Raw genomic sequence first — 18,710 nt, forward strand, 5'->3', positions numbered from 1 at the left:
TTAATTCAGTAAAGAATCCTTTTGTTGCCAATGAAAAAGTCTTTGTTTTACTTTGCGTTATTGTCTTTCTGTGCCAGCTGTGTTGCCGCCGATCTCTCTTCACAGCAGGTCACTTCTCTGGTTAAAGCCACGATCGACCCGCTGATGGAGCAGCAGGCGATCCCCGGCATGTCGGTGGCGGTGCTTTATAAAGGCCGGGCGCAGTTTGTGAACTTCGGCGTAGCCGATCTTGAATCAGGGCGCCGGGTCACGGAAAACACGCTGTTCGAGCTGGGCTCGGTGAGTAAAACGTTTACCGGTACCCTGGCCGGGGTCATGATCCGCAACGGCGAAATCCGCCTTAACGACCCGGTGCAGAAGGTCTGGCCGCAGCTGACGGGTGAGCAGTGGCGACGGGTGCGCATGCTGCATCTGGCGACCTATACCGCGGGCGGCCTGCCTTTACAGCTGCCCGATGACGTCACCGATCAGGCTTCGCTGCTCAGCTTCTATCAAAACTGGCAGCCAGAGGCCGCGCCTGGCACCCTGCGTCAGTACTCGAACGCCAGTATTGGTCTGTTTGGTTCGCTGATGGTGAAGGGCGATTATGAGCAGGCGATGACGCGAAATGTGTTTCAGCCGCTACGACTGACGCGTACCTATATCACCGTGCCACCGTCGATGATGCTGAATTACGCCTGGGGCTATAAAAATGACCAGCCGGTTCGGGTCTCGCCCGGTATGCTGGATGCCGAAGCCTACGGCGTTAAATCCACCGCGCGCGACATGCTCACCTTTATGCAGGCCAGTGTGGATCCCAACCGTTTATCTTCGGGCAATGCCGTGCTGCGTAATGCTATCCGCACCGCGCAGTCGCGCTATTTTAAAGTCGGGAATTTCTATCAGGGACTGGGATGGGAGATGTACGACTGGCCTGTTACTGCTGACACGATAATCAGCGACAATGATAATGGTGTTGCGCTGAAACCGCGTCCGGCGGCCCTGATCAATCCGGTCGGGCCGTCGCAGAGCGCCAGCTGGGTGCATAAAACCGGCGCCACCAACGGATTTGGTGCCTACATCGCCTTTATTCCTGAGCAGAACAGCGGCATCGTCATCCTCGCCAATAAGAATTACCCCAACCCGCTGCGCATCAGGGCGGCATGGCAGATTCTTCAGGCATTACAGCAGGGCGCGCCTGAATAACCCGCATTACGTCTGCTCGTTATGGGGCACGCTGGCACCCGCTGTTCATTTGCGCTAAAATAAAAATCAAATGAACAGGAGGGCTGCTATGTCCATCGCCATCTATACACCCACTCAGCACCGTCGCGCTACATCGTTGCTGCATGCCCTGAATCTGCCGGAAACACTGCCTGATGCGCATCAGCGCATTGCGGTGGGGTTCAGCAGCAGCGTGCTGAAACGCACGGCGTCATTGTCCACCTTTGACGAGGGCTGGTTATGCCGTCTGGCGGGCATCGATCGCACCACCTACAACCGCAAAGTGAAAGATCCTGAGCAGACTTTTTCGCCCGATCAGAGTGGACGCATCTATATGCTGATCCGCGTACTCTCAGCCGCCAGCAAACTGTTTCGCGACGACAGAGAGCGTCTGGTGCAGTGGCTGGAAACCCCCGCCAAAGCGCTGGGCGGTAAAAAACCGGCGGAGATGACCACCACGGTGGCGGGCGCAGAAGCGGTGATTAACCTGATTGGCCAGCTTGAGCATGGCGTGATCACCTGATGGCGGTGCCTTTTTTTCGCCTGGTGAAGAGTGAGTATGCGATGACCGCGTTTGATGGTTTTGGTGCCCGGACTTATGGCGGGCGCTGGAATTCTGTCGGAACGGTCTGTGTCTATATGGGATCAAGCCGGGCGCTTTGTGTGCTGGAGTCGCTGGTGCATCTCACCATTCAGGATCTGGCGCACAACTACTCAATGCTGGCGATTAGTGTCCCTGAATCGCTGATTACCGAACTGTCGCTGGCGGCGTTACCCGATGACTGGCAGGCCGATCCTGCGCCCGCGTCTACGCGACAGATCGGTGACGACTGGCTCGCCAGTCCGGACAACGGCCTGTTGCTGAAGGTGCCGAGCACGCTAACCGGTGAATGGAATGCGCTGTTCAATCCCCGTCATCCGGCGGCGGCCGGCATCGTCAGTAAGGTGGTGGTGGAGCCGTTTTTCTTCGATCCGCGCTTTCGGCTGCAGTAGCGCACTGAGTCGCCGCTTTCCCCAGCACCTCTGCTCACGCCTGCGATTCTGAAAGCGCCTGCGCCGCGCAAATCAACGCCAGATGGCTCAGTCCCTGCGGCATATTGCCGCGCCAGCTCTGACTGCGGACGTCATACATCTCATTGAAGATATCGACGTTACCGTGGCCATCCAGCCTGTCCAGAATCTCCTGCATCGCCTGTTCTGCCTGGTTTACTTCGCCCATCTTTGCCCAGGCTTCTACCAGCCAGAAAGCGCAGGCAAGGAACGTACTCTCTTCCTGCCTGACGCCGCTGTAGCGATAGAGCATGGCGCTGCCATCGCCCAGCGCCTGCTGAATCGTATGGTAGGTCGCGAGCATCCGCTGCGGATTGACGGCGTTACCATAGCTGTGTACCAGCGTCAGAGACGCGTCGAGGCGCTCGTCACTGCCGGCGTAAAAGAGGTAAGCCTGTTTCTGTTCTGACCAGCAGTGCGACTCGATCCAGTCACGGATACGGTCACGTTCCCGCTGCCATCGGCCCAGCCAGGTTGGTTCGACATGCTGACTCTCTGCCAGCGCCACCGCCCGATCCAGCGCCATCCAGCAGGCCATTTTGGAATGCGTATAGTGTTGCAGCTCTGGCAGCTCCCAGATGCCGCAATCTTTCTGCCGCCAGTGATCGGCGCAGCAGTTTGCCAGTTCGGCCAGCATGCGCGCGGTGGTGATATCCAGCACGTGTCCCGCCTCAATGAAGCGCTGCGCGGTGACCAGCATGTCGCCATACATACTGAGCTGCAGCTGGTCGCGGGCATTATTGCCGACCCGCACCGGCTGCGAGTTCTGATAGCCGCTCAGCGGAGGATAGCGCTCAGCGGGCACTTCATCGCCGTTCAGGGCATAGCAGGCGCGCAACCTGACGCCGTGACGCATGATAGTCTGCGACAGCCATGAAAACGCCGCCTTACAATCTTCCAGCGCCCCGATATAGACGAACGCTTTAATAATCAGGCAGGCGTCGCGCACCCAGGCGTAGCGGTAATCATAATTTTTCTCGCCGCCGATCCCCTCCGGTAAGGACGTCGTCGCGGCAGCGGCCAGTGCGCCGGTCGGAGAGTACCAGAGAAACTTCAGCGACAGGGCAGAGCGCTTTACCAGCGCCGGGTAGCTGCCCTCATAACTCAGGCTCTCCACCCAGCTGGTCCAGCCGGTGTGGCTGGTTTCAATCCGCTGGTCAATAGCCTCCAGCGGCGGCACCGCCAGCGGCTCTTTCTCGGTCACCAGCAGCGCGCAGAGCGAGCGGGAGCCGGCCGTGGTGCGCAGCGTGGCGCGCACCTGGTCGTCATCCAGTTGGGTAATCTGAATATCATCACTGGTGCGGAACATCGCCATGATCTCTGCGATATGAAACACCTTGCCCTTCTCATTGTCGGCCACCCACGGTGAGCGGGTTTCGGCGGCAGTGCCGAAGCGCAGGGTGATCGCCATTTCTACTTCACCGGTGACACCCTCGATGCGGCGTGCCAGTTCGCACCACGGCAGACGGCCCGCCAGCGTGCTGTTAATCGATTCGGTCAGCAGCACGGTGCCGCTTTCCGTTTCAAAGCGGGTCTCCAGCACGTTGCTATTGTCACGATAGCGGCGCGAGACCTGATAGGGTGCGGACGGGGCGATCTGAAAGTAGCCACCGAGTCCGGCATCAAGCAGGCGATCAAACAGGGGTTTCGCGTCGAGATTGGGCGCGCACCACCAGTCAATGGATCCATCCGGTGCAATCAGCGCGACCGAACGGCCTTCACCAATGGCGGCATAATCACCCAGACCCGCAAAGCCATTTTCTCTGACCGGCGAATGAAGGATCGGGTTTTTCATGGTCTGCTTCCTTATTTGACTTTTTCACTGTCGCGGGGCGTGTTGACGGGGCAAAAGCGGGACAAAAAAATGGCCGCATTATGCGGCCATCAGAGTGTGGTTACAGCGTGCCTGTGCCACCATCAGAACACCAGACCTGACCGGAGGAGTAGCTGCTCTCGGTTGAGGCCAGGGTGACGTAGAGTGGGGCGATCTCCACCGGCTGGCCCGGACGGCCCATCGGGGTATCGGCACCAAACTGCTTCACTTTCTCCATCGGCTGTCCGCCGCTGGACTGTAGTACGGTCCAGTATGGGCCTGGCGCCACAGCGTTAACCCGGATGCCGTCGCCACCCAGCTGCTTGGCCAGGGATTTGGTAAAGGCAACAATCGCTGCTTTAGTCTGCGCATAATCGAGCAGAATATCGCTGGGTTTAAACGCCTGCACCGACGAGGTATTAATAATAGACGCACCACGAGGCAGATATTCCAGCGCCGCTTTAGTGATCCAGAACATAGCATAAACGTTGGTTTTAAACGTCGCGTCAAAATCTTCCGTACTCAGGGTACGAATGGACTCATTAAATTGCTGACGACCGGCGTTATTAACCAGAATATCCAGGCCGCCTAATTTATCGGCAGCTTCTTTAACCAGCTGCTGACAGAATGCTTCAGAACGAATGTCGCCAGGAATAGCGAAAACCTTACGGCCTTCCGCTTCGATTAATTTAATCACTTCATCGGCGTCGGGCTGTTCTTCCGGCAGGTAATTAATCACCACGTCTGCGCCTTCACGGGCATAAGCGATAGCCACTGCACGACCAATACCGGAGTCACCGCCGGTAATCAGCGCCTTACGGCCAGTGAGTCGGCCTGTGCCACGATAGCTGGTTTCACCGTGGTCGGGAACCGGGATCATCTTGCTGGCAAGGCCTGGCGCCTGTTGTGGCTGGTCCTCAAAGGGAGGCTTAGGAAATTGATCCAGATCGAGCGTCTTGTTAGTTGGTGTAGCCATTGTATGCTCCTTGAACAGAGTTATCTGAGACATTAAGCCTGGCACAAATGTGATATTTGTCACATCTGACTGCTGATTCATTGAGCAGATAAAACCAGAGAAACTTAATAATGCAGATAAAGCGTAGTCACGAAATTGGAATATTGTGACGCAACATCCGATTATTTTTCAGCGCAGGAGGAGGATATTTAAAGCGAAGCGTGGAGGTGGGTGGGGATTATTTACGCGAATAAAGCGTATCGGCAGAAAATAAAACAGGACGGTTAACCGCCGCGTACTGAACCCCGCCAGACCACATCTACCGGATATATTCTGCGCTCCTGCTGCTGTTCATTTTTGGGCATCAGTGTCTCCGGTTGCGCTTCCGTCTCCACCAGCCAGGCAATGGCATCGCGGGCGAACTGTTCTACCGGCTGGGCAAAGGTCGTGAGGTTGTATGAGGCCCAGCCCGATTGCGGAATATTGTCGTGGCCTATGATGCAGAGATCCTCCGGAATGCGCAGCGCAAAGCGGTGACGGACCTCATCCATGAAGCCGCAGGCGAGCAGGTCGGTGGCGCAGTAGACCGCATCAGGACGCACTTTCCGCGTCAGCAGACGCTGGGCCAGAATCTGTCCGCTTTCATAGGAGGTCGAACCGAACCGCTCCACCTGAACTGTAACCCCCGCTTTCTGCGCTGCTGCCAGAAAATCCGCTTCACGCTTCAGCAGGCTCGGTGTGCCCGCCAGCGAATTCACAAACGCGATGCGACTGCAGCCCGCCCGGACAAAGGCGTTAACGGCCATTTCGGCAGCAGGGCGGGAGTCGAGATTGATATTGAGCGTGCCGGGCAGGGACTCGTCCCGGTTTATCAGGACCAGATGCTGACCATGTTTGTAGCAGAGCCGGGTAATGCCGCTGTCCGGCATACCGGAGAGGATAATCGAGGCGTCGGCGCGGAAATTGATCGCCTGCTGCAGCGCGGCGGAAACGCGGGCATCCGAACGGTCGGTGTTAATCAGCATCGCCACTTTTCCTGCTTCCTGAAGGTACTGGGTCATCCAGCGCACCAGGCTGGCACGGTAGGGCGTGTCCACCTCGGAAGCAATTAAGCAGACGATGCCGCTGCGGTTGCGCACCAGGCCGCGCGCCAGATGATTGACGTGATAGCCCAGCTCTTCTGCCGCTTTCATCACCCGCTGACGGGTGGCCTCCGACACACTGGCACCTGGCGTAAAGGTGCGGGAGACCGCTGAACGGGAGACGCCCGCCCGATCAGCGACATCCTGCGCACTCACGACCGCTTTAAGCTGCTGCATCTTTTTTCCCCGTCCCACCGTTGTCTGCACTGAGTCTGCCTGAATTTGCAAGGCTGTGCAAAAGATAAGAGTGGTGTAAAGGTTTCAAATTTGTGACAGCGCCTGACAATTGCGTAACAACTGAATTGACAGTGTGGCGGGGTCGCCGTACTACTTTGCCCATACGTTTGCACACATGTGCAAAAGCTGGCGCACCTGCGTCATTCAGCCCCAGGAGAACATCATGCGTTATTCCTCTCTGCTCGCTGCTGTCATTGTCTGCCCTATGGTGCCCTTTGCTGCCTCGGCGGCGGGCCTTAATATGATCTGCTCAGCGGATGTAGTGGTATGCGAACAGATGACCACGCTATTCAGTCAGCGTCATCCTGATATCAAACTCAGCATGGTGCGACTCTCTGCGGGTGAAGCCTATGCCCGTATCCGCAGCGAAGCACGCAATCCCCGCACCGATATCTGGTGGGCGGGCACCGGTGATCCGCACATGCAGGCCGCCGAAGAGGGCTTAACTCAGGCCTACAAATCCCCCTTGCTCGATCAGCAGCAACCCTGGTCACAAAAAGTGGCAGAGATCTCCGGTTACCGCACCGTGGGCGTCTATGCCGGTGCGCTGGGATGGGGCTACAACACCAGACTGCTGGCAGAGAAAAAACTGAAAGTTCCGGCCTGCTGGGCTGACTTACTTGACCCTGGCTTTAAAGGCGAAATTCAGATCGCCAATCCCAACTCGTCCGGTACGGCCTATAACACTCTGGCGACGCTGGTGCAGATCATGGGCGAAGACAAAGCCTTTGATTACCTGAAGAAGCTCAACGCCAACATCTCGCAGTACACCAAGTCCGGCTCGGCACCGGTTAAAGCCGCCGCGCGCGGTGAAACCACCATCGGCATTGTCTTTATGCATGATGCCGTGGCGATGGAAGTGGATGGCTTCCCGATTAAGCCCGTCGCGCCCTGTGAAGGTACTGGCTATGAGATTGGTTCAATGTCGATCATCAAAGGGACACGTAATCTGGCAAACGCCAAAGTCTGGTATGACTGGGCGCTCAGCGCTGAGGCGCAGTCACACATGAAAGAGGCCAAATCGTTCCAGCTGCCCTCCAACCGCACGGCGGAGATCTCTGAATATGCGCCGCGCTTTGAGAACATCAAGCTGATTGATTATGACTTCAAAACCTACGGTGACTCGGCCAAACGCAAGGCGCTGCTGGGCCGCTGGGATAAAGAGATTGGTGCCAGCGCGCAATAACGGTGGCGTTCACCTGGCTTTCTGAGTCGGGTCTGTGCCAGACCGCGGTGGCGTAAGCCTGATGTCCGCTTCCTGATCGAGGTGATTTATGAATGCGCACAATCGTCGCTTAACCGGCACGCTGCTGGCGGGAGCCGTCGCGCTGACGCTGCTGCCCTGGTATAGCCTGGAGCAGGGCTTCTTCAGTGGAGACTGGCTGTTCAGCTTATGGGGTGATGAAAACAACGCACCGGCGCTGGGGCAGCTCGCGTTACATCGCTGGCTGGGCATCGCCGTGGCGCTGTGGCTGCTCTCTGCGGCCAGCGTTTTTCTGCCCCCGGGTCGCACGCGCAGCACGCTGCTGCTGCTTTTCAGCGTCTGCGGTATTCTGTTTCTGGTGCTGGAAGGGCATGCCATCGGGTTCAGTGGCTGGAGCTGGCTGTGGCTGGAAAATCTCTTTGGCCCGCTGGCGCAGGGGCAACCGGCGATGGGCGCGGGCGCGCTGTTGCTGCTGACCGTCTTTTTACTGATTTTCGCCTTTGCGCTGGCGGAGCGCGGCGTGCTGAAGGGTGATGCCTTTGTGGTGGCGTCGATTGTGCTGCTGGTGGCGCTGGTTACCACCTTTGTGCTCTATCCGGTGATGAGTCTGTTTGTCGCCTCAGTGCAGGATATTGACGGCAGCTTCAAACCGGATGGACTGATTGCCAATATGCAGGACCCTGCGATCTGGAGCCTCTCCTGTTTAACCGGCGGCACCTGCGGCACGGCCTGGCGCACGCTGGGACTGGCGCTGATGACCGCCAGTGGTTCTGTGCTGCTGGGCCTGGCGTTTGCGCTGGCGGCCACGCGCACCTCGCTGCCGTGCAAGAAAGCGCTGCGGATGCTGACCATTCTGCCGATTATCACGCCACCGTTTGTTATCGGACTGGCGCTGATCCTGCTGTTTGGCCGCTCCGGCGTGGTGACAGAATCGCTGGCGACGCTGTTCGGCATCGAACCGGGCCGCTGGCTCTATGGCATGACCGGCATCTGGATTGCGCAGGTGCTGTCGTTTACCCCGATTGCGTTCCTGGTGCTGATTGGCGTGGTTGAGGGCGTCAGTCCGTCACTGGAAGAGGCGTCACAGACCCTGCGTGCCAGCCGCTGGCGCACCTTCTCCCGTATCTCGCTGCCGCTGATGGCGCCAGGTCTGGCCAACGCCTTCTTAATCAGCTTTATCGAAAGCATGGCTGATTTCGGTAATCCGATGGTGCTGGGCGGCAGTCACGGCGTCCTCTCAACGGAAATCTTCTTCTCCGTGGTCGGCGCACAAAACGACCCGAGTCGCGCGGCGGTGCTGGCAATGATCCTGCTGGGCTTTACGCTGACCGCGTTTCTGGTGCAGCGCGTCTGGCTCTCCGGAAAAAGCTTCGCCACCGTGACCGGCAAAGGCGACGGTGGCCGTCACGTGATGCTGCCGCGTCCGGTGCGCTACAGCGTCTATGGCATGGTCATCCCGTGGGGACTCTTCACCCTGGTGATCTACGGCATGATCATGATTGGTGGCTTTGTGCAGTCGTGGGGACTGAATAATAATCTGACGCTGGATCACTATATCCGCGCCTTCAGCATCAGCGTGAATCAGGGGCAGCTGGTCTGGAGCGGCGTCGCCTGGAATTCTTTCTGGACCACGCTGGAGATTGCCCTGATCGCCGCGCCGCTCACCGCCATTGTAGGGCTGCTGACGGCCTGGCTGATTGTGCGGCAGAATTTTGCCGGCCGTCAGACGTTTGAATTCATGCTGATGCTGAGCTTCGCCATTCCCGGCACGGTCATCGGCGTGAGTTATGTGATGGCCTATAACCTGCCGCCACTGGAGATCACCGGCACCGCGATGATCCTGATCGCCTGCTTTGTCTTCCGTAATATGCCGGTCGGCGTGCGTGGCGGTATCGCGGCGATGAGCCAGCTGGATAAAAGCCTGGATGAAGCCTCACTGACCCTGGGCGCAAACAGTTTCCGCACGCTGCGTAAAGTGGTGCTGCCGCTGCTGAAACCGGCGATCAGCGCTGCGCTGGTTTACGCCTTTGTGCGGGCGATTACCTCAATCAGCGCGGTGATTTTTCTGGTCAGCGCCCAGTACAACATGGCGACCTCTTACATTGTCGGGCTGGTGGAGAACGGTGAGTATGGCGTCGCGATTGCCTACTCCTCGGTATTGATCGTGGTGATGCTGCTGATCATTGGTCTGTTCCAGCTGCTGGTGGGCGAACGCCGTCTGCGCCGTGTAACCCAACCGTCGGTGATTGTTGCCGCACCCTCTGCATCCACTCTGACTCAGGAGAGAGCCGTATGACGACCATTAACGCCGGATCGGTAGTGTTTGAACATGTCGCGAAGCGTTTTGCCGGTTTTACCGCGGTGCCGGATCTGTCGCTCACTGTAGAGCCGGGCACCCTGGTGACGCTGCTCGGGCCGTCCGGCTGCGGCAAGACCACCACGCTACGGCTGCTGGCCGGTCTGGAACATCCCACCTCGGGGCGGATTCTGATTGGCGGCAAAGATGTCACCCATCTCCCCGCTAACGAGCGCGACGTAGCGATGGTGTTTCAGTCCTATGCGCTGTTTCCCCATATGAATGCTATCGACAATGTTCTTTATGGGCTGCTCTCCTCAGGTATGAACAAACGTGAGGCGCAGGACCGGGCGCGCGAAGGGCTGAAGCTGGTGGGGCTGGAGAATCAGGGACAAAGGCTGCCGTCTGAACTTTCTGGCGGACAGCAGCAGCGTATTGCGGTAGCGCGTGCGCTGGTGCTGGAACCGCAGGTGCTGCTGCTTGATGAGCCGCTGTCGAACCTCGATGAGCGTCTGCGCCGTCGGGTGCGCACCGATATCCGTGATCTGCAGCAGCGGCTCGGGTTTACCGCCGTCTACGTGACTCATGACCAGGAGGAGGCGCTGGCGGTCTCCGATAAAATTATTGTCATGAAAGAGGGGGATATTGCTCAGCAGGGCGCACCGGAGACGCTTTACCATTCGCCCAATTCGGTCTTTATCGCGGACTTTATGGGGGAGGCGAATATTCTGCCTTGTGAAGTTGAAGAGGCGGATGCGGATGACGCGCTGGTCCGCCTGGGTAATCAGCGCTTTCGGGTGTGCGGTGCCGGTGCAAAAACCGGCAGTGCCCAGCTGGCGGTGCGGCCGCAGTTTATTACCCTGTCCGGCGATGGTCAGGGCGCCTTGCAGGGAGAAGTAATTCACAGCACCTGGCTGGGCGACCATATTGAATATGAAGTCGCCACCGAGCTGGGCGCGCTGTTTATTATCGATCCGCAAATGGAACAGCGTCTGCCGCTCGCCACCACGGTCGGTGTCAACTTTAAGCCGCAGGGTCTTGCCCTGATTGCCCGTTAATCTGATTAACCCAAGGAGTTCACATGGAATTGCAGGAAATAATGGCGCGACTGGCTTTAGCGGAGGCCGTTGCCCGCGAAGGTGGCGCGACCGCGCTAGCATACTTTAACCGCCGCGACACGCTGGTGGTGGAGACCAAGTACGATTTGCAGGATGTGGTGTCGATTGCCGACCGTGAAGTGGAGCAGCTGATCGCCCGCCGCATACGGGATGCGTTTCCCGATGATGGCTTTCTGGGTGAGGAGTCGGGGCTGCAGACGGGACACTCTGACTATACCTGGGTGGTTGATCCGATCGATGGCACCAGCCCGTTTCTTAATGGGATGCCAAGCTGGTGTGTTTCAGTGGCGGTGCTGCGGGGTGATGTGCCGGTTATCGGGGTGATTTTCGCACCCACCTATGAGGAGTGCTACGTGGCGGCGCTGGGGCAGGGCGCGACGCTGAACGGGCGTAGCCTGCAGGTCGATCCCACACGCACCCTGCAAAATCACGTGACTGGCTTTGGTGCTAACAGCTATGTCTCTCCGCAACAGGTGGGCGAGATTGTGGCCGCGCTGCTGTCGGCGGGCGGTAACTTCATCCGTATTGGCTCCGGTGCGCTGATGCTGGCATGGGTCGCCGCCGGTCGGGTCGTGGGTTACTACGAACCTTATATGCACGCCTGGGATTGCCTGGCGGGTTACTGCCTGGTGAAAGAGGCGGGCGGCTGGTACCACCCGTTTAATATCAAAGGCGACCGCATAACCAAAGGGGCGCAGGTTCTGGCCGTGGCTCCCGGTGCCGAAGCGGACCTGCGGCGCATCGCCGGTTTGTGACCCTGTAACGCTGACTGTATGGATTATGGTCAGCGTTATTCTTTTAACCTGAGCGTTTTCGTCAGGTAATGACGCTGCATCCCGGTTTGTGGAAAATCGGGCAGGGACATCTGCTGCTGATAACCCTGTTTCTGATAAAACGGCAGAGCCTGGAAGCTGAAGGTATCTACCAGCGCAAAGAGACATCCCTTCTTAATTGCTTCCTGTTCCGCAGCTTCCATTAGCGCGCGACCCAGACCACTGCCACGAAGCATTTCGTCCACCCAGAGAAAATCAATGCAGAGCCAGTTTCCTTTGCGCGAGGCGATCAATCCTCCGCGCAACACGCCTTCTGCATCTTTGTGAGAAACCGACAACGGGCCCCAGTTCTCACGGCTGATAAACTGCCGATTGTAAGCCCCTAATCCTGCCAGCAGCGCTTCCCGGTCGTGGTCGTTTTCCTGATGGATAAGGGTAAATGTGTTCATCCTGTTCCTCTCATCTCTGTGGTTTTTTATCCTCTATAAAGGATAGTTGCCATCCTATCCCCTATGGGGTATAAACTGATAATTATCCCTCTTAGGGTATAATTTGTGATTTATACCCTGCCGGGGATAAAGTGTCTGCGCTATGCTTACAGCCTGTGATCCTGAAGGAGCTACCCATGATATACAGCCCGCTACAGCTGGCAAACCGGCTGAAGCTTATCCGCCAGCGCAATGGCTGGACCCAGAGTGAGCTGGCGAAAAAGGTCGGCCTGAAACAGGCCACTATCTCTCACTTTGAAAATGCGCCGGACAGCACTTCGCTGGCCACGCTGTTTAAGTTGCTACAGGCGCTGGAAGTGAGTCTGGACGTTCAGGAGGTCGCAGCACCTTCGTTGCATGATGAGGATGAGTGGTAATGCAAAGGCTGATTGCGTGGATGAACGGCGAGCGGGTGGGCGTGCTGACCCGGCAGCGAAACGGCGCCCATGAGTTTCAGTATGATACCGGCTGGCTGAGTAATCCGCTCTCCAGGCCGTTGTCACTCTCAATGCCGTTACAGGTTAAGGCGATCACCTCACACGCCGTGATTAACTTCTTCGACAACCTGCTGCCGGATAGCCCCTTGATTCGCGACAGAATCGTGGCGCGCTACCAGATCAAATCCCGACAGCCTTTTGACCTGCTGCAGGAAGTGGGACGTGACAGCGTCGGGGCGACCATGCTGTTGCCGCCCGATATGCCGCTGCCTGCACTCCAGGCCCGCTATCAGGTGCTGGACGAAGCCCGACTCGAAAACGTGCTGTCAGCTTATCAGTCCGATATTCCGCTGGGGATGCTGCGTGAAGAGACCGATTTCCGCATCTCGGTCGCGGGGGCGCAGGAGAAAACCGCGCTGCTGCTGACGGAAGAAGGCTGGAGCATTCCGGCCGGTGCCACCCCAACCTCGCACATTATTAAGCTGCCGATCGGTGAGATTAAACAGCCGGCCGCAACGCTGGATATGCGTGAAAGCGTGGAGAATGAGTATCTCTGCCTGGCGCTGGCCCGCGCACTGGGTATCGACGTGCCGCAGGCGAGCATTATCCGGGCGGGAAAGATGCGCGCCCTGGCCGTAGAGCGCTTTGACCGCCGCTGGTCACGGGATAAAACCCGGCTGATTCGCCTGCCGCAGGAAGATTTCTGTCAGGCGCTGGGGCTACCATCCTCGACCAAATATGAGTCTGACGGCGGACCGGGCATTGCGGAGATCATGCAGATACTGATGGGATCGCGCAACGCCATAGAAGATCGCTATCGCTTTATGATGTTTCAGGTGTTTCAGTGGCTGATTGGCGCCACTGACGGTCACGCCAAGAACTTCTCGCTGTTTATTGAGCGCGGCGGCAGTTATCGACTGACCCCTTTTTATGATGTGATCTCCGCATACCCGGTACTGGGCGGCACCGGACTGAATAAACGTGCGCTGAAACTGGCGATGGGGCTGCGTGCCACTAAGGGAAAGAAGACAGAGATCGACAAAATCTTCCCGCGCCATTTTATCGCCACGGCGAAGCAGGTGAGTTTTGATCGTGACAGCCTGCAGCAGATCTTCGACTTCTTTATTAAGATGTTTCCCCAGGCGGTGGTCTCGGTTCGTGATGCGTTGCCGACCGATTTCCCGCAGCACATTGCTGACGCCATTTTCAGCCACTCACTGATTATGCTGGAGCGGTTGCGGCATTCAGAGTGAAGGCAGGTAATATCCTGAAAAGCCTGTGTTCCCCTATATCGCTATGCAGCTGTCAGCTATGCTTATCTGATCGATTTAACAGGGGGAGTAAAGGTATGAAGTGTCCGGGATGTGAAGGAGAGGCGTTTGTGTACGCCACGCGCGACGTCAGTCTTAATACGGGGAATCCGGATGACGTTGTGCCGGATGTGAAGGGCGATCACTGTATCCGCTGTGGGGCAGTAATCATGAACGCCGGCACGGCAGAGCAATATCCCGAAAAGGCGGAAGCGCTTGAGAATGCAGGCGTGCCTGTCAAATAACCTCCAGAGCCCGCTGAGTGCGGGCTTTCTTTTATCCGCCTTACCCTGTTCTGCCCTGTATAGCGGCGAATCACCCATAAAAAAGCCTGCACACGGCAGGCAAAATCGTTGCAAGGGATTGGCCATCTTTTGATAACACGCAACGAGTAAGTTGTGTGAGGGTGGCACCGTACAGGAGAAACATCAGGGTTACCCTGGAAACGGAAAATATCACACCCTCAATCTGGCCACTGGAGTACGTTATGGATGCCAATCGCTATGCCCTGGACTTGATCCCGCCGCCGCCGGTGTTTTCGGGTGTCGCCAGCCCGGTGATGTCTGATGAAACGCTGCATCGTCGTCTGGCCGCGATTATTCAACGGATGCAGCAGCAGCAGATTGCGCAGCTGATTATTTATGCCGACAAAGAGCATGGCAGCAATTTTGAATATCTGGCGGGATTTATTCCGCGCTTCGAGGAGGCATTGCTGGTGGTGAATCAGCAGGGCGAGCTTACCTATATCATGGGTAATGAGAACCTCAAGCTGGTGCCTTTTGCACGCAATCCCGGTCACTGTCTGCATGCGCCGGTCTTTTCTCTGCCCAATCAGCCCATGCACGGGGAGCAGCCGCTGGAGCAGCTGTTAACCGAGGCCGGGATTGTCGCGGGAAAACGTACCGGGCTGGTGGGCTGGAAATTGCTTACCGGCAGACTATTCGATCTGCCGCATTTCATCTGTGAAGCAGCGGCTCAGGCGGCGGGTGGCGACGCGCAGCTGGTAAACGCGACCGGACTGTTTATTTCACCTGACAACGGGGCGCGCTGCGTAAACTGCGCCGATGAAGTGGCGTTTTATGAAGCTGGCGCTAATCTTGCGTCAACCGCGATGCTGGCTGCGCTGGATAGCGTTGAGCCGGGCGTCACGGAGAAGGCGTTAGGGGCAAAGCTGAACGCAGAAGGGCAGCCAGACACGGTAGTCACCATTGCCGCAACCGGCGATCGTTTCGCGCATGCCCGGCTTTATCCCTCTGATAAACGGATTGCAGAAGGCGACAAACTCTCGCTGACCACCGGCTATAAAGGCGGGCTGACCAGCCGTACTGCGTATGTCGTCAGCAGCGCTTCCGGGTTACAATGTCACGTTTCTGACTGGTTAACCCGGCTGGCGATCCCCTACTATCATGCGGTTGTCAGTTGGCTTGAGCAGTTGCGCATCGGGATTACTGGCGGTGAACTCTATTCGCTTATCGAAACGGTCCTGCCTAAAACGCAGTACGGCTGGCATCTTAATCCGGGGCATCTGGTGGCTGACGAAGAGTGGCTGAGTTCGCCCATTTATCCCGATTCAGCCATTACACTGAAGAGCGGTATGCTGCTGCAGATCGATATCATTCCGTCGGTGCCAGGTTATGGCGGCTGCAGTATCGAAGATACGGTCGGGCTGGCCGATACAGCATTGCGTCATGCGCTGGCGCGCACTTATCCGGAGGTCTGGCAGCGTATGACGCAGCGCAAAGCGTACCTGACAGAGGTGCTGAAGATCCGGTTGCCGGATGAGGTGATTTTGCTCTCTAACACGGTAGGGTATCTGCGCCCTTTTTTACTGGATAAGCGCCGTGCGCTGGTACGCCAGTAAAGGATTAACCGGCCGGATTCGGCCGGTAATAATTTGTAAAATTTAACTGAGAGTAAAACGCAGGCGCATCTGTCAGGATACGCGCCTCAGAAAGTTCCTGGTTGCTCTCATCAGATGAAATGGTTTACCAAAAACGCGGTTTTGTTTGCCTGCAAAACCTCTCTGGCCGCGTTTATCGCACTCTCTGTGGCGCTCATTCTTAACTTCGAAAAACCCGCCTGGGCGCTGACCACCGTGTTTGTCACTTCGCAACTCTATGCGGCATCAACCGTCTCGAAATCGTTGTTTCGGCTGTTGGGCACGCTGCTGGGCGGCATCTTTATTCTGCTCATCTATCCTGAAACCGTGCAGTCGCCGGTGCTGTTTAGCCTCTGTGTGTCGCTATGGGTGACGGTTTGCCTTTATCTTTCTCTGCATGACCGCACGCCGAAGAGTTATATCTTTATGCTGGCCGGCTACAGCGCGGCGATTATGGGCTTTCCTGATGTCGATACGCCATCGGCGATTATCAATACGGTCATTTCACGTATTGAGGAGATTACGCTGGGCATCCTGTGCAGCACGCTGGTTCACCGGCTGGTGTTTCCGGTGTCGATGCATCATCTGCTGGGGCAGAGCGTCAATCTCTGGTTTCAGAACGCGCGCAAACTCTGCGATGAACTGATCAGCGGGATGGCAAAAAATAAATCGCTGGAGCGGGAAGATATCCTGATCCAGATGGCGGGCTATCCGCTGAATGTTGAAACGTTGCTGACGCACTGTGTCTATGAGGGCGAAGCGGCGCGTAATGTCATCCGTCTGGTCAGCGTGCAGTATCAGCATCTGACTTATCTGCTGCCGACTCTGACTGCGATTGAGTCACGGCTGGGCGTGCTGGCGGAACTGAACATTCGTTTTCCGCCGTGCGTCACCGACGTGTTTCAGGAATTTCTGTTGTGGCTGCATCACGACAGCATTAATGATATCGCCGGGCTGCGAGAGGCGATTGCCGTCAGTCAGGCGTCGCTGGAAGATCAATGGCGGGCAGGGCAGCTGGCAACTGAAGAGAGTCTGCTGCTGATTGGTCTGCTGGAGCGTATGGCTAACTTTGTGCGTATTGCCGATGCCTATGAGAATGTCAGCGCGCGCGCTGGGGATCTTTACAGCCACGGGGATGGGGCGGCGATCCGCACTATCCGGGAACATCGTCATATTGATAAAGGTCTGCTGAGACTGTCTGCGCTGACCGCTTTTCTGGCGACCTTTCTTTCCAGCCTGTTCTGGATTGGCAGCGGCTGGGCTGACGGCGCCAATGCGCCTTTAATGGCGGCGATCATCAGCTCATTTTTTGCCAGTGTTGATTCCCCGGTGGCGCCGATGAAGTTGTTCGTGAAAGGGGTGGCGATTGCGCTGGTGGTCAGTCTGTTCTACATCGCTTTCCTGATCCCACAGGCGAATACCTTACAGGCGCTGATGATCTGCCTGCTGCCCGGTCTGATGCTGCTCAGTCTGGTGATCGCCAATCCGGCGACCAATCTGATTGGACTGAGTGTCGCCATTCAGATCCCGGGTTTTATCGGCTTAAGCCATCACTTTGTGCCGAACCTGATCGTCACCCTGAATGCCGCCATCTCGTCGATGGTGGGGATTATGTTTGCAGTGGTACTGACAGCACTGATCCGCAACAAGCGACCGTCATGGATTGCCAGAAGAGCAGTACAGCGTGGGCTGCGCGACCTGTTAGGGTTTGTCAAAATGGTGGAGCGCAACTCCGCTACGTTGTTGTCACGTCAGCAATTTATTGCCCGCATGCTCGACCGGGTGAACATTATTCTGCCGCGTAAACGGCTCGATCCGGTGCCGGATATCGTGGTGGGAGGGTATCTGATTACGGAAACCTGGCTGGGTGCTAACTGTTACGACTTCTATGCACGCTATCGCGACGTGCTGGAGAGTCACCGGATTGATAGCGGGCAGATGTTTCACGAGCTGGCGCTCTATCTGAAGCGCAAGATGAAGTCGCTGCAGTTAGCGCCGCATCAGGATCTGCTGGAAGAGCTGGATCTGTTGCTGCTGCGGCTGGAGCCGATTGCCCGACAGGAAAGTGCCGCTGTCGCACCCTTAATCCATCTGTTCAATATCAGGGTGTCACTGTTTCCGCATCAGCGCTGGCCGGAGTAAAGGTGCAAAGGGGGAGCTGGTGGCGCTAACAGAGCATGAGCGATAAAAGAAGGCCTTTTAGTTACATCATACATTATACTTTTCTTTAAAGTAAGGTCAGGCATCGTGCACGTTTATCGGGTCTGGTAATGAAAGTGGCGTCTGACGTCAGCAAAAAGAGCAGGGCGCGCGTAACAGGATGCAGCCTGAATATTTTCAGCTGTTTACCGGTGACTGAAGCTGATAAATCCACGCAGTGTAATGCTGATTCTCCCCGACATAAACGCGAACTTCGACGCGATCATAACCATCCTCAAACGCATCCAGCATTGGCCAGTGAGCGTCCAGCTGATCGGAGACAAACAGATATCCCGGCACTTCGGGGCCATGTTCATCCAGAATAATGCCAGGAAAATCGGCCGCCGCGCCCCAGCCACGCTCATAGAAAGTGCCATTCACCGAGCCAGCCAGCCATTCTCCGCCAATGTTTTCCAGGATATGGGCATTCTCGCGGCCCGGGCAGAGCGTGCCGTAGACAAACAAACGTTTCATTTTCTCTCATCATGGAATCCGTCGAAGCCAGCAACTTTAACGTGCCTGAAATCTGATGTCATGTGGCTGTGCGGATTTTCTGGAATGAAGGGATAAGCGGGCCAGGAACATGGGTCGACATGACGCGCTGTG

General features: G+C 56.9%; 17 protein-coding genes. 12 read left to right on the plus strand and 5 right to left on the minus strand.

What is annotated here, in order from left to right; translation table 11 throughout:
- Window positions 1–30 precede the first annotated feature (30 nt).
- The 3 genes from ampC (at window position 31) to HZZ01_RS04895 (ending at window position 2,196) form a co-directional block, all read left to right on the plus strand.
- The gene (gene ampC / locus HZZ01_RS04885; RefSeq protein ID WP_179895739.1) at window positions 31–1,185 is read left to right on the plus strand and encodes a class C beta-lactamase; all 1,155 of its coding nucleotides are present in this window, start codon (window positions 31–33) and stop codon (window positions 1,183–1,185) included.
- Between the two features lie 88 nt (window positions 1,186–1,273).
- Complete coding sequence (locus HZZ01_RS04890) at window positions 1,274–1,726, plus strand: antitoxin Xre/MbcA/ParS toxin-binding domain-containing protein (RefSeq protein WP_179895740.1); 453 nt, start codon at window positions 1,274–1,276, stop codon at window positions 1,724–1,726.
- The gene (locus HZZ01_RS04895; RefSeq protein WP_179895741.1) at window positions 1,726–2,196 is read left to right on the plus strand and encodes an RES family NAD+ phosphorylase; all 471 of its coding nucleotides are present in this window, start codon (window positions 1,726–1,728) and stop codon (window positions 2,194–2,196) included. Before HZZ01_RS04890 ends, HZZ01_RS04895 begins: the two co-directional genes overlap by 1 nt.
- A 34-nt stretch (window positions 2,197–2,230) precedes the next feature.
- On the opposite strand, the gene HZZ01_RS04900 is transcribed toward HZZ01_RS04895, so the two are convergent.
- From HZZ01_RS04900 to HZZ01_RS04910, 3 genes are all read right to left on the minus strand, one after another.
- Window positions 2,231–4,048: a glycoside hydrolase family 15 protein gene (locus HZZ01_RS04900; protein WP_179895742.1), complete on the minus strand. Its 1,818-nt coding sequence runs from the start codon at window positions 4,046–4,048 to the stop codon at window positions 2,231–2,233.
- 100 nt (window positions 4,049–4,148) lie between these two features.
- Window positions 4,149–5,042, minus strand: coding sequence for an SDR family oxidoreductase (locus tag HZZ01_RS04905; RefSeq protein ID WP_179895743.1), 894 nt, complete (start codon window positions 5,040–5,042; stop codon window positions 4,149–4,151).
- Between the two features lie 263 nt (window positions 5,043–5,305).
- Window positions 5,306–6,340, minus strand: coding sequence for a LacI family DNA-binding transcriptional regulator (locus tag HZZ01_RS04910; protein WP_179895744.1), 1,035 nt, complete (start codon window positions 6,338–6,340; stop codon window positions 5,306–5,308).
- A gap of 223 nt (window positions 6,341–6,563) precedes the next feature.
- Between HZZ01_RS04910 and HZZ01_RS04915 the strand changes: the two genes are divergently transcribed.
- The 4 genes from HZZ01_RS04915 to HZZ01_RS04930 all read left to right on the plus strand — a co-directional run bounded on the left by HZZ01_RS04915 (window position 6,564) and on the right by HZZ01_RS04930 (window position 11,773).
- Complete coding sequence (locus tag HZZ01_RS04915; protein ID WP_179895745.1) at window positions 6,564–7,586, plus strand: ABC transporter substrate-binding protein; 1,023 nt, start codon at window positions 6,564–6,566, stop codon at window positions 7,584–7,586.
- A gap of 88 nt (window positions 7,587–7,674) precedes the next feature.
- The gene (locus HZZ01_RS04920; protein ID WP_179895746.1) at window positions 7,675–9,900 is read left to right on the plus strand and encodes an iron ABC transporter permease; all 2,226 of its coding nucleotides are present in this window, start codon (window positions 7,675–7,677) and stop codon (window positions 9,898–9,900) included.
- Window positions 9,897–10,958 carry an ABC transporter ATP-binding protein gene (locus HZZ01_RS04925; protein WP_179895747.1) on the plus strand — a complete coding sequence of 354 codons (1,062 nt, stop codon included), beginning with the start codon at window positions 9,897–9,899 and terminating at the stop codon, window positions 10,956–10,958. The genes HZZ01_RS04920 and HZZ01_RS04925 overlap by 4 nt, the downstream gene beginning before the upstream one ends.
- A gap of 23 nt (window positions 10,959–10,981) precedes the next feature.
- Complete coding sequence (locus tag HZZ01_RS04930) at window positions 10,982–11,773, plus strand: inositol monophosphatase family protein (RefSeq protein WP_179895748.1); 792 nt, start codon at window positions 10,982–10,984, stop codon at window positions 11,771–11,773.
- A gap of 35 nt (window positions 11,774–11,808) precedes the next feature.
- Here the strand turns inward: HZZ01_RS04930 and HZZ01_RS04935 are convergent, their stop codons facing one another.
- Window positions 11,809–12,240 (minus strand): N-acetyltransferase, encoded by a 432-nt coding sequence (locus HZZ01_RS04935; RefSeq protein ID WP_179895749.1) that lies wholly within the window; start codon window positions 12,238–12,240, stop codon window positions 11,809–11,811.
- A gap of 176 nt (window positions 12,241–12,416) precedes the next feature.
- Here HZZ01_RS04935 and hipB point away from each other — a divergent pair, with 176 nt between their 5' ends.
- From hipB to HZZ01_RS04960, 5 genes are all read left to right on the plus strand, one after another.
- Window positions 12,417–12,656, plus strand: a complete 240-nt coding sequence (gene hipB, locus HZZ01_RS04940) for a type II toxin-antitoxin system antitoxin HipB (RefSeq protein WP_179895750.1) — start codon at window positions 12,417–12,419, stop codon at window positions 12,654–12,656.
- The gene (locus HZZ01_RS04945) at window positions 12,656–13,969 is read left to right on the plus strand and encodes a type II toxin-antitoxin system HipA family toxin (protein ID WP_179895751.1); all 1,314 of its coding nucleotides are present in this window, start codon (window positions 12,656–12,658) and stop codon (window positions 13,967–13,969) included. The genes hipB and HZZ01_RS04945 overlap by 1 nt, the downstream gene beginning before the upstream one ends.
- Before the next feature lie 95 nt (window positions 13,970–14,064).
- On the plus strand, window positions 14,065–14,271 hold the full coding sequence (locus HZZ01_RS04950; RefSeq protein ID WP_136198629.1) for a type II toxin-antitoxin system MqsA family antitoxin: 207 nt from the start codon (window positions 14,065–14,067) through the stop codon (window positions 14,269–14,271).
- Between the two features lie 242 nt (window positions 14,272–14,513).
- Window positions 14,514–15,887: a Xaa-Pro peptidase family protein gene (locus HZZ01_RS04955; protein WP_179895752.1), complete on the plus strand. Its 1,374-nt coding sequence runs from the start codon at window positions 14,514–14,516 to the stop codon at window positions 15,885–15,887.
- 114 nt (window positions 15,888–16,001) lie between these two features.
- Window positions 16,002–18,047 (plus strand): FUSC family protein, encoded by a 2,046-nt coding sequence (locus HZZ01_RS04960; RefSeq protein WP_179895753.1) that lies wholly within the window; start codon window positions 16,002–16,004, stop codon window positions 18,045–18,047.
- A gap of 195 nt (window positions 18,048–18,242) precedes the next feature.
- Here HZZ01_RS04960 and HZZ01_RS04965 read toward each other — a convergent pair whose 3' ends face one another.
- The gene (locus HZZ01_RS04965; protein ID WP_179895754.1) at window positions 18,243–18,578 is read right to left on the minus strand and encodes a gamma-glutamylcyclotransferase family protein; all 336 of its coding nucleotides are present in this window, start codon (window positions 18,576–18,578) and stop codon (window positions 18,243–18,245) included.
- Window positions 18,579–18,710 lie beyond the last annotated feature (132 nt).

This window comes from Pantoea sp. WMus005, assembly GCF_013415305.1.
Classification (GTDB): Bacteria; Pseudomonadota; Gammaproteobacteria; order Enterobacterales; family Enterobacteriaceae; genus Pantoea; species Pantoea rara.

Coding starts and splice junctions, on each gene's coding strand:
- HZZ01_RS04955 (WP_179895752.1), top strand. CDS start 14,514: ATGGATGCCAATCGCTATGCCCTGGACTTGATCCCGCCGCCGCCGGTG.
- HZZ01_RS04890 (WP_179895740.1), top strand. CDS start 1,274: ATGTCCATCGCCATCTATACACCCACTCAGCACCGTCGCGCTACATCG.
- HZZ01_RS04950 (WP_136198629.1), top strand. CDS start 14,065: ATGAAGTGTCCGGGATGTGAAGGAGAGGCGTTTGTGTACGCCACGCGC.
- hipB (WP_179895750.1), top strand. CDS start 12,417: ATGATATACAGCCCGCTACAGCTGGCAAACCGGCTGAAGCTTATCCGC.
- ampC (WP_179895739.1), top strand. CDS start 31: ATGAAAAAGTCTTTGTTTTACTTTGCGTTATTGTCTTTCTGTGCCAGC.
- HZZ01_RS04925 (WP_179895747.1), top strand. CDS start 9,897: ATGACGACCATTAACGCCGGATCGGTAGTGTTTGAACATGTCGCGAAG.
- HZZ01_RS04945 (WP_179895751.1), top strand. CDS start 12,656: ATGCAAAGGCTGATTGCGTGGATGAACGGCGAGCGGGTGGGCGTGCTG.
- HZZ01_RS04915 (WP_179895745.1), top strand. CDS start 6,564: ATGCGTTATTCCTCTCTGCTCGCTGCTGTCATTGTCTGCCCTATGGTG.
- HZZ01_RS04935 (WP_179895749.1), bottom strand. CDS start 12,240: ATGAACACATTTACCCTTATCCATCAGGAAAACGACCACGACCGGGAA.
- HZZ01_RS04960 (WP_179895753.1), top strand. CDS start 16,002: ATGAAATGGTTTACCAAAAACGCGGTTTTGTTTGCCTGCAAAACCTCT.
- HZZ01_RS04895 (WP_179895741.1), top strand. CDS start 1,726: ATGGCGGTGCCTTTTTTTCGCCTGGTGAAGAGTGAGTATGCGATGACC.
- HZZ01_RS04965 (WP_179895754.1), bottom strand. CDS start 18,578: ATGAAACGTTTGTTTGTCTACGGCACGCTCTGCCCGGGCCGCGAGAAT.
- HZZ01_RS04930 (WP_179895748.1), top strand. CDS start 10,982: ATGGAATTGCAGGAAATAATGGCGCGACTGGCTTTAGCGGAGGCCGTT.
- HZZ01_RS04905 (WP_179895743.1), bottom strand. CDS start 5,042: ATGGCTACACCAACTAACAAGACGCTCGATCTGGATCAATTTCCTAAG.
- HZZ01_RS04910 (WP_179895744.1), bottom strand. CDS start 6,340: ATGCAGCAGCTTAAAGCGGTCGTGAGTGCGCAGGATGTCGCTGATCGG.
- HZZ01_RS04900 (WP_179895742.1), bottom strand. CDS start 4,048: ATGAAAAACCCGATCCTTCATTCGCCGGTCAGAGAAAATGGCTTTGCG.
- HZZ01_RS04920 (WP_179895746.1), top strand. CDS start 7,675: ATGAATGCGCACAATCGTCGCTTAACCGGCACGCTGCTGGCGGGAGCC.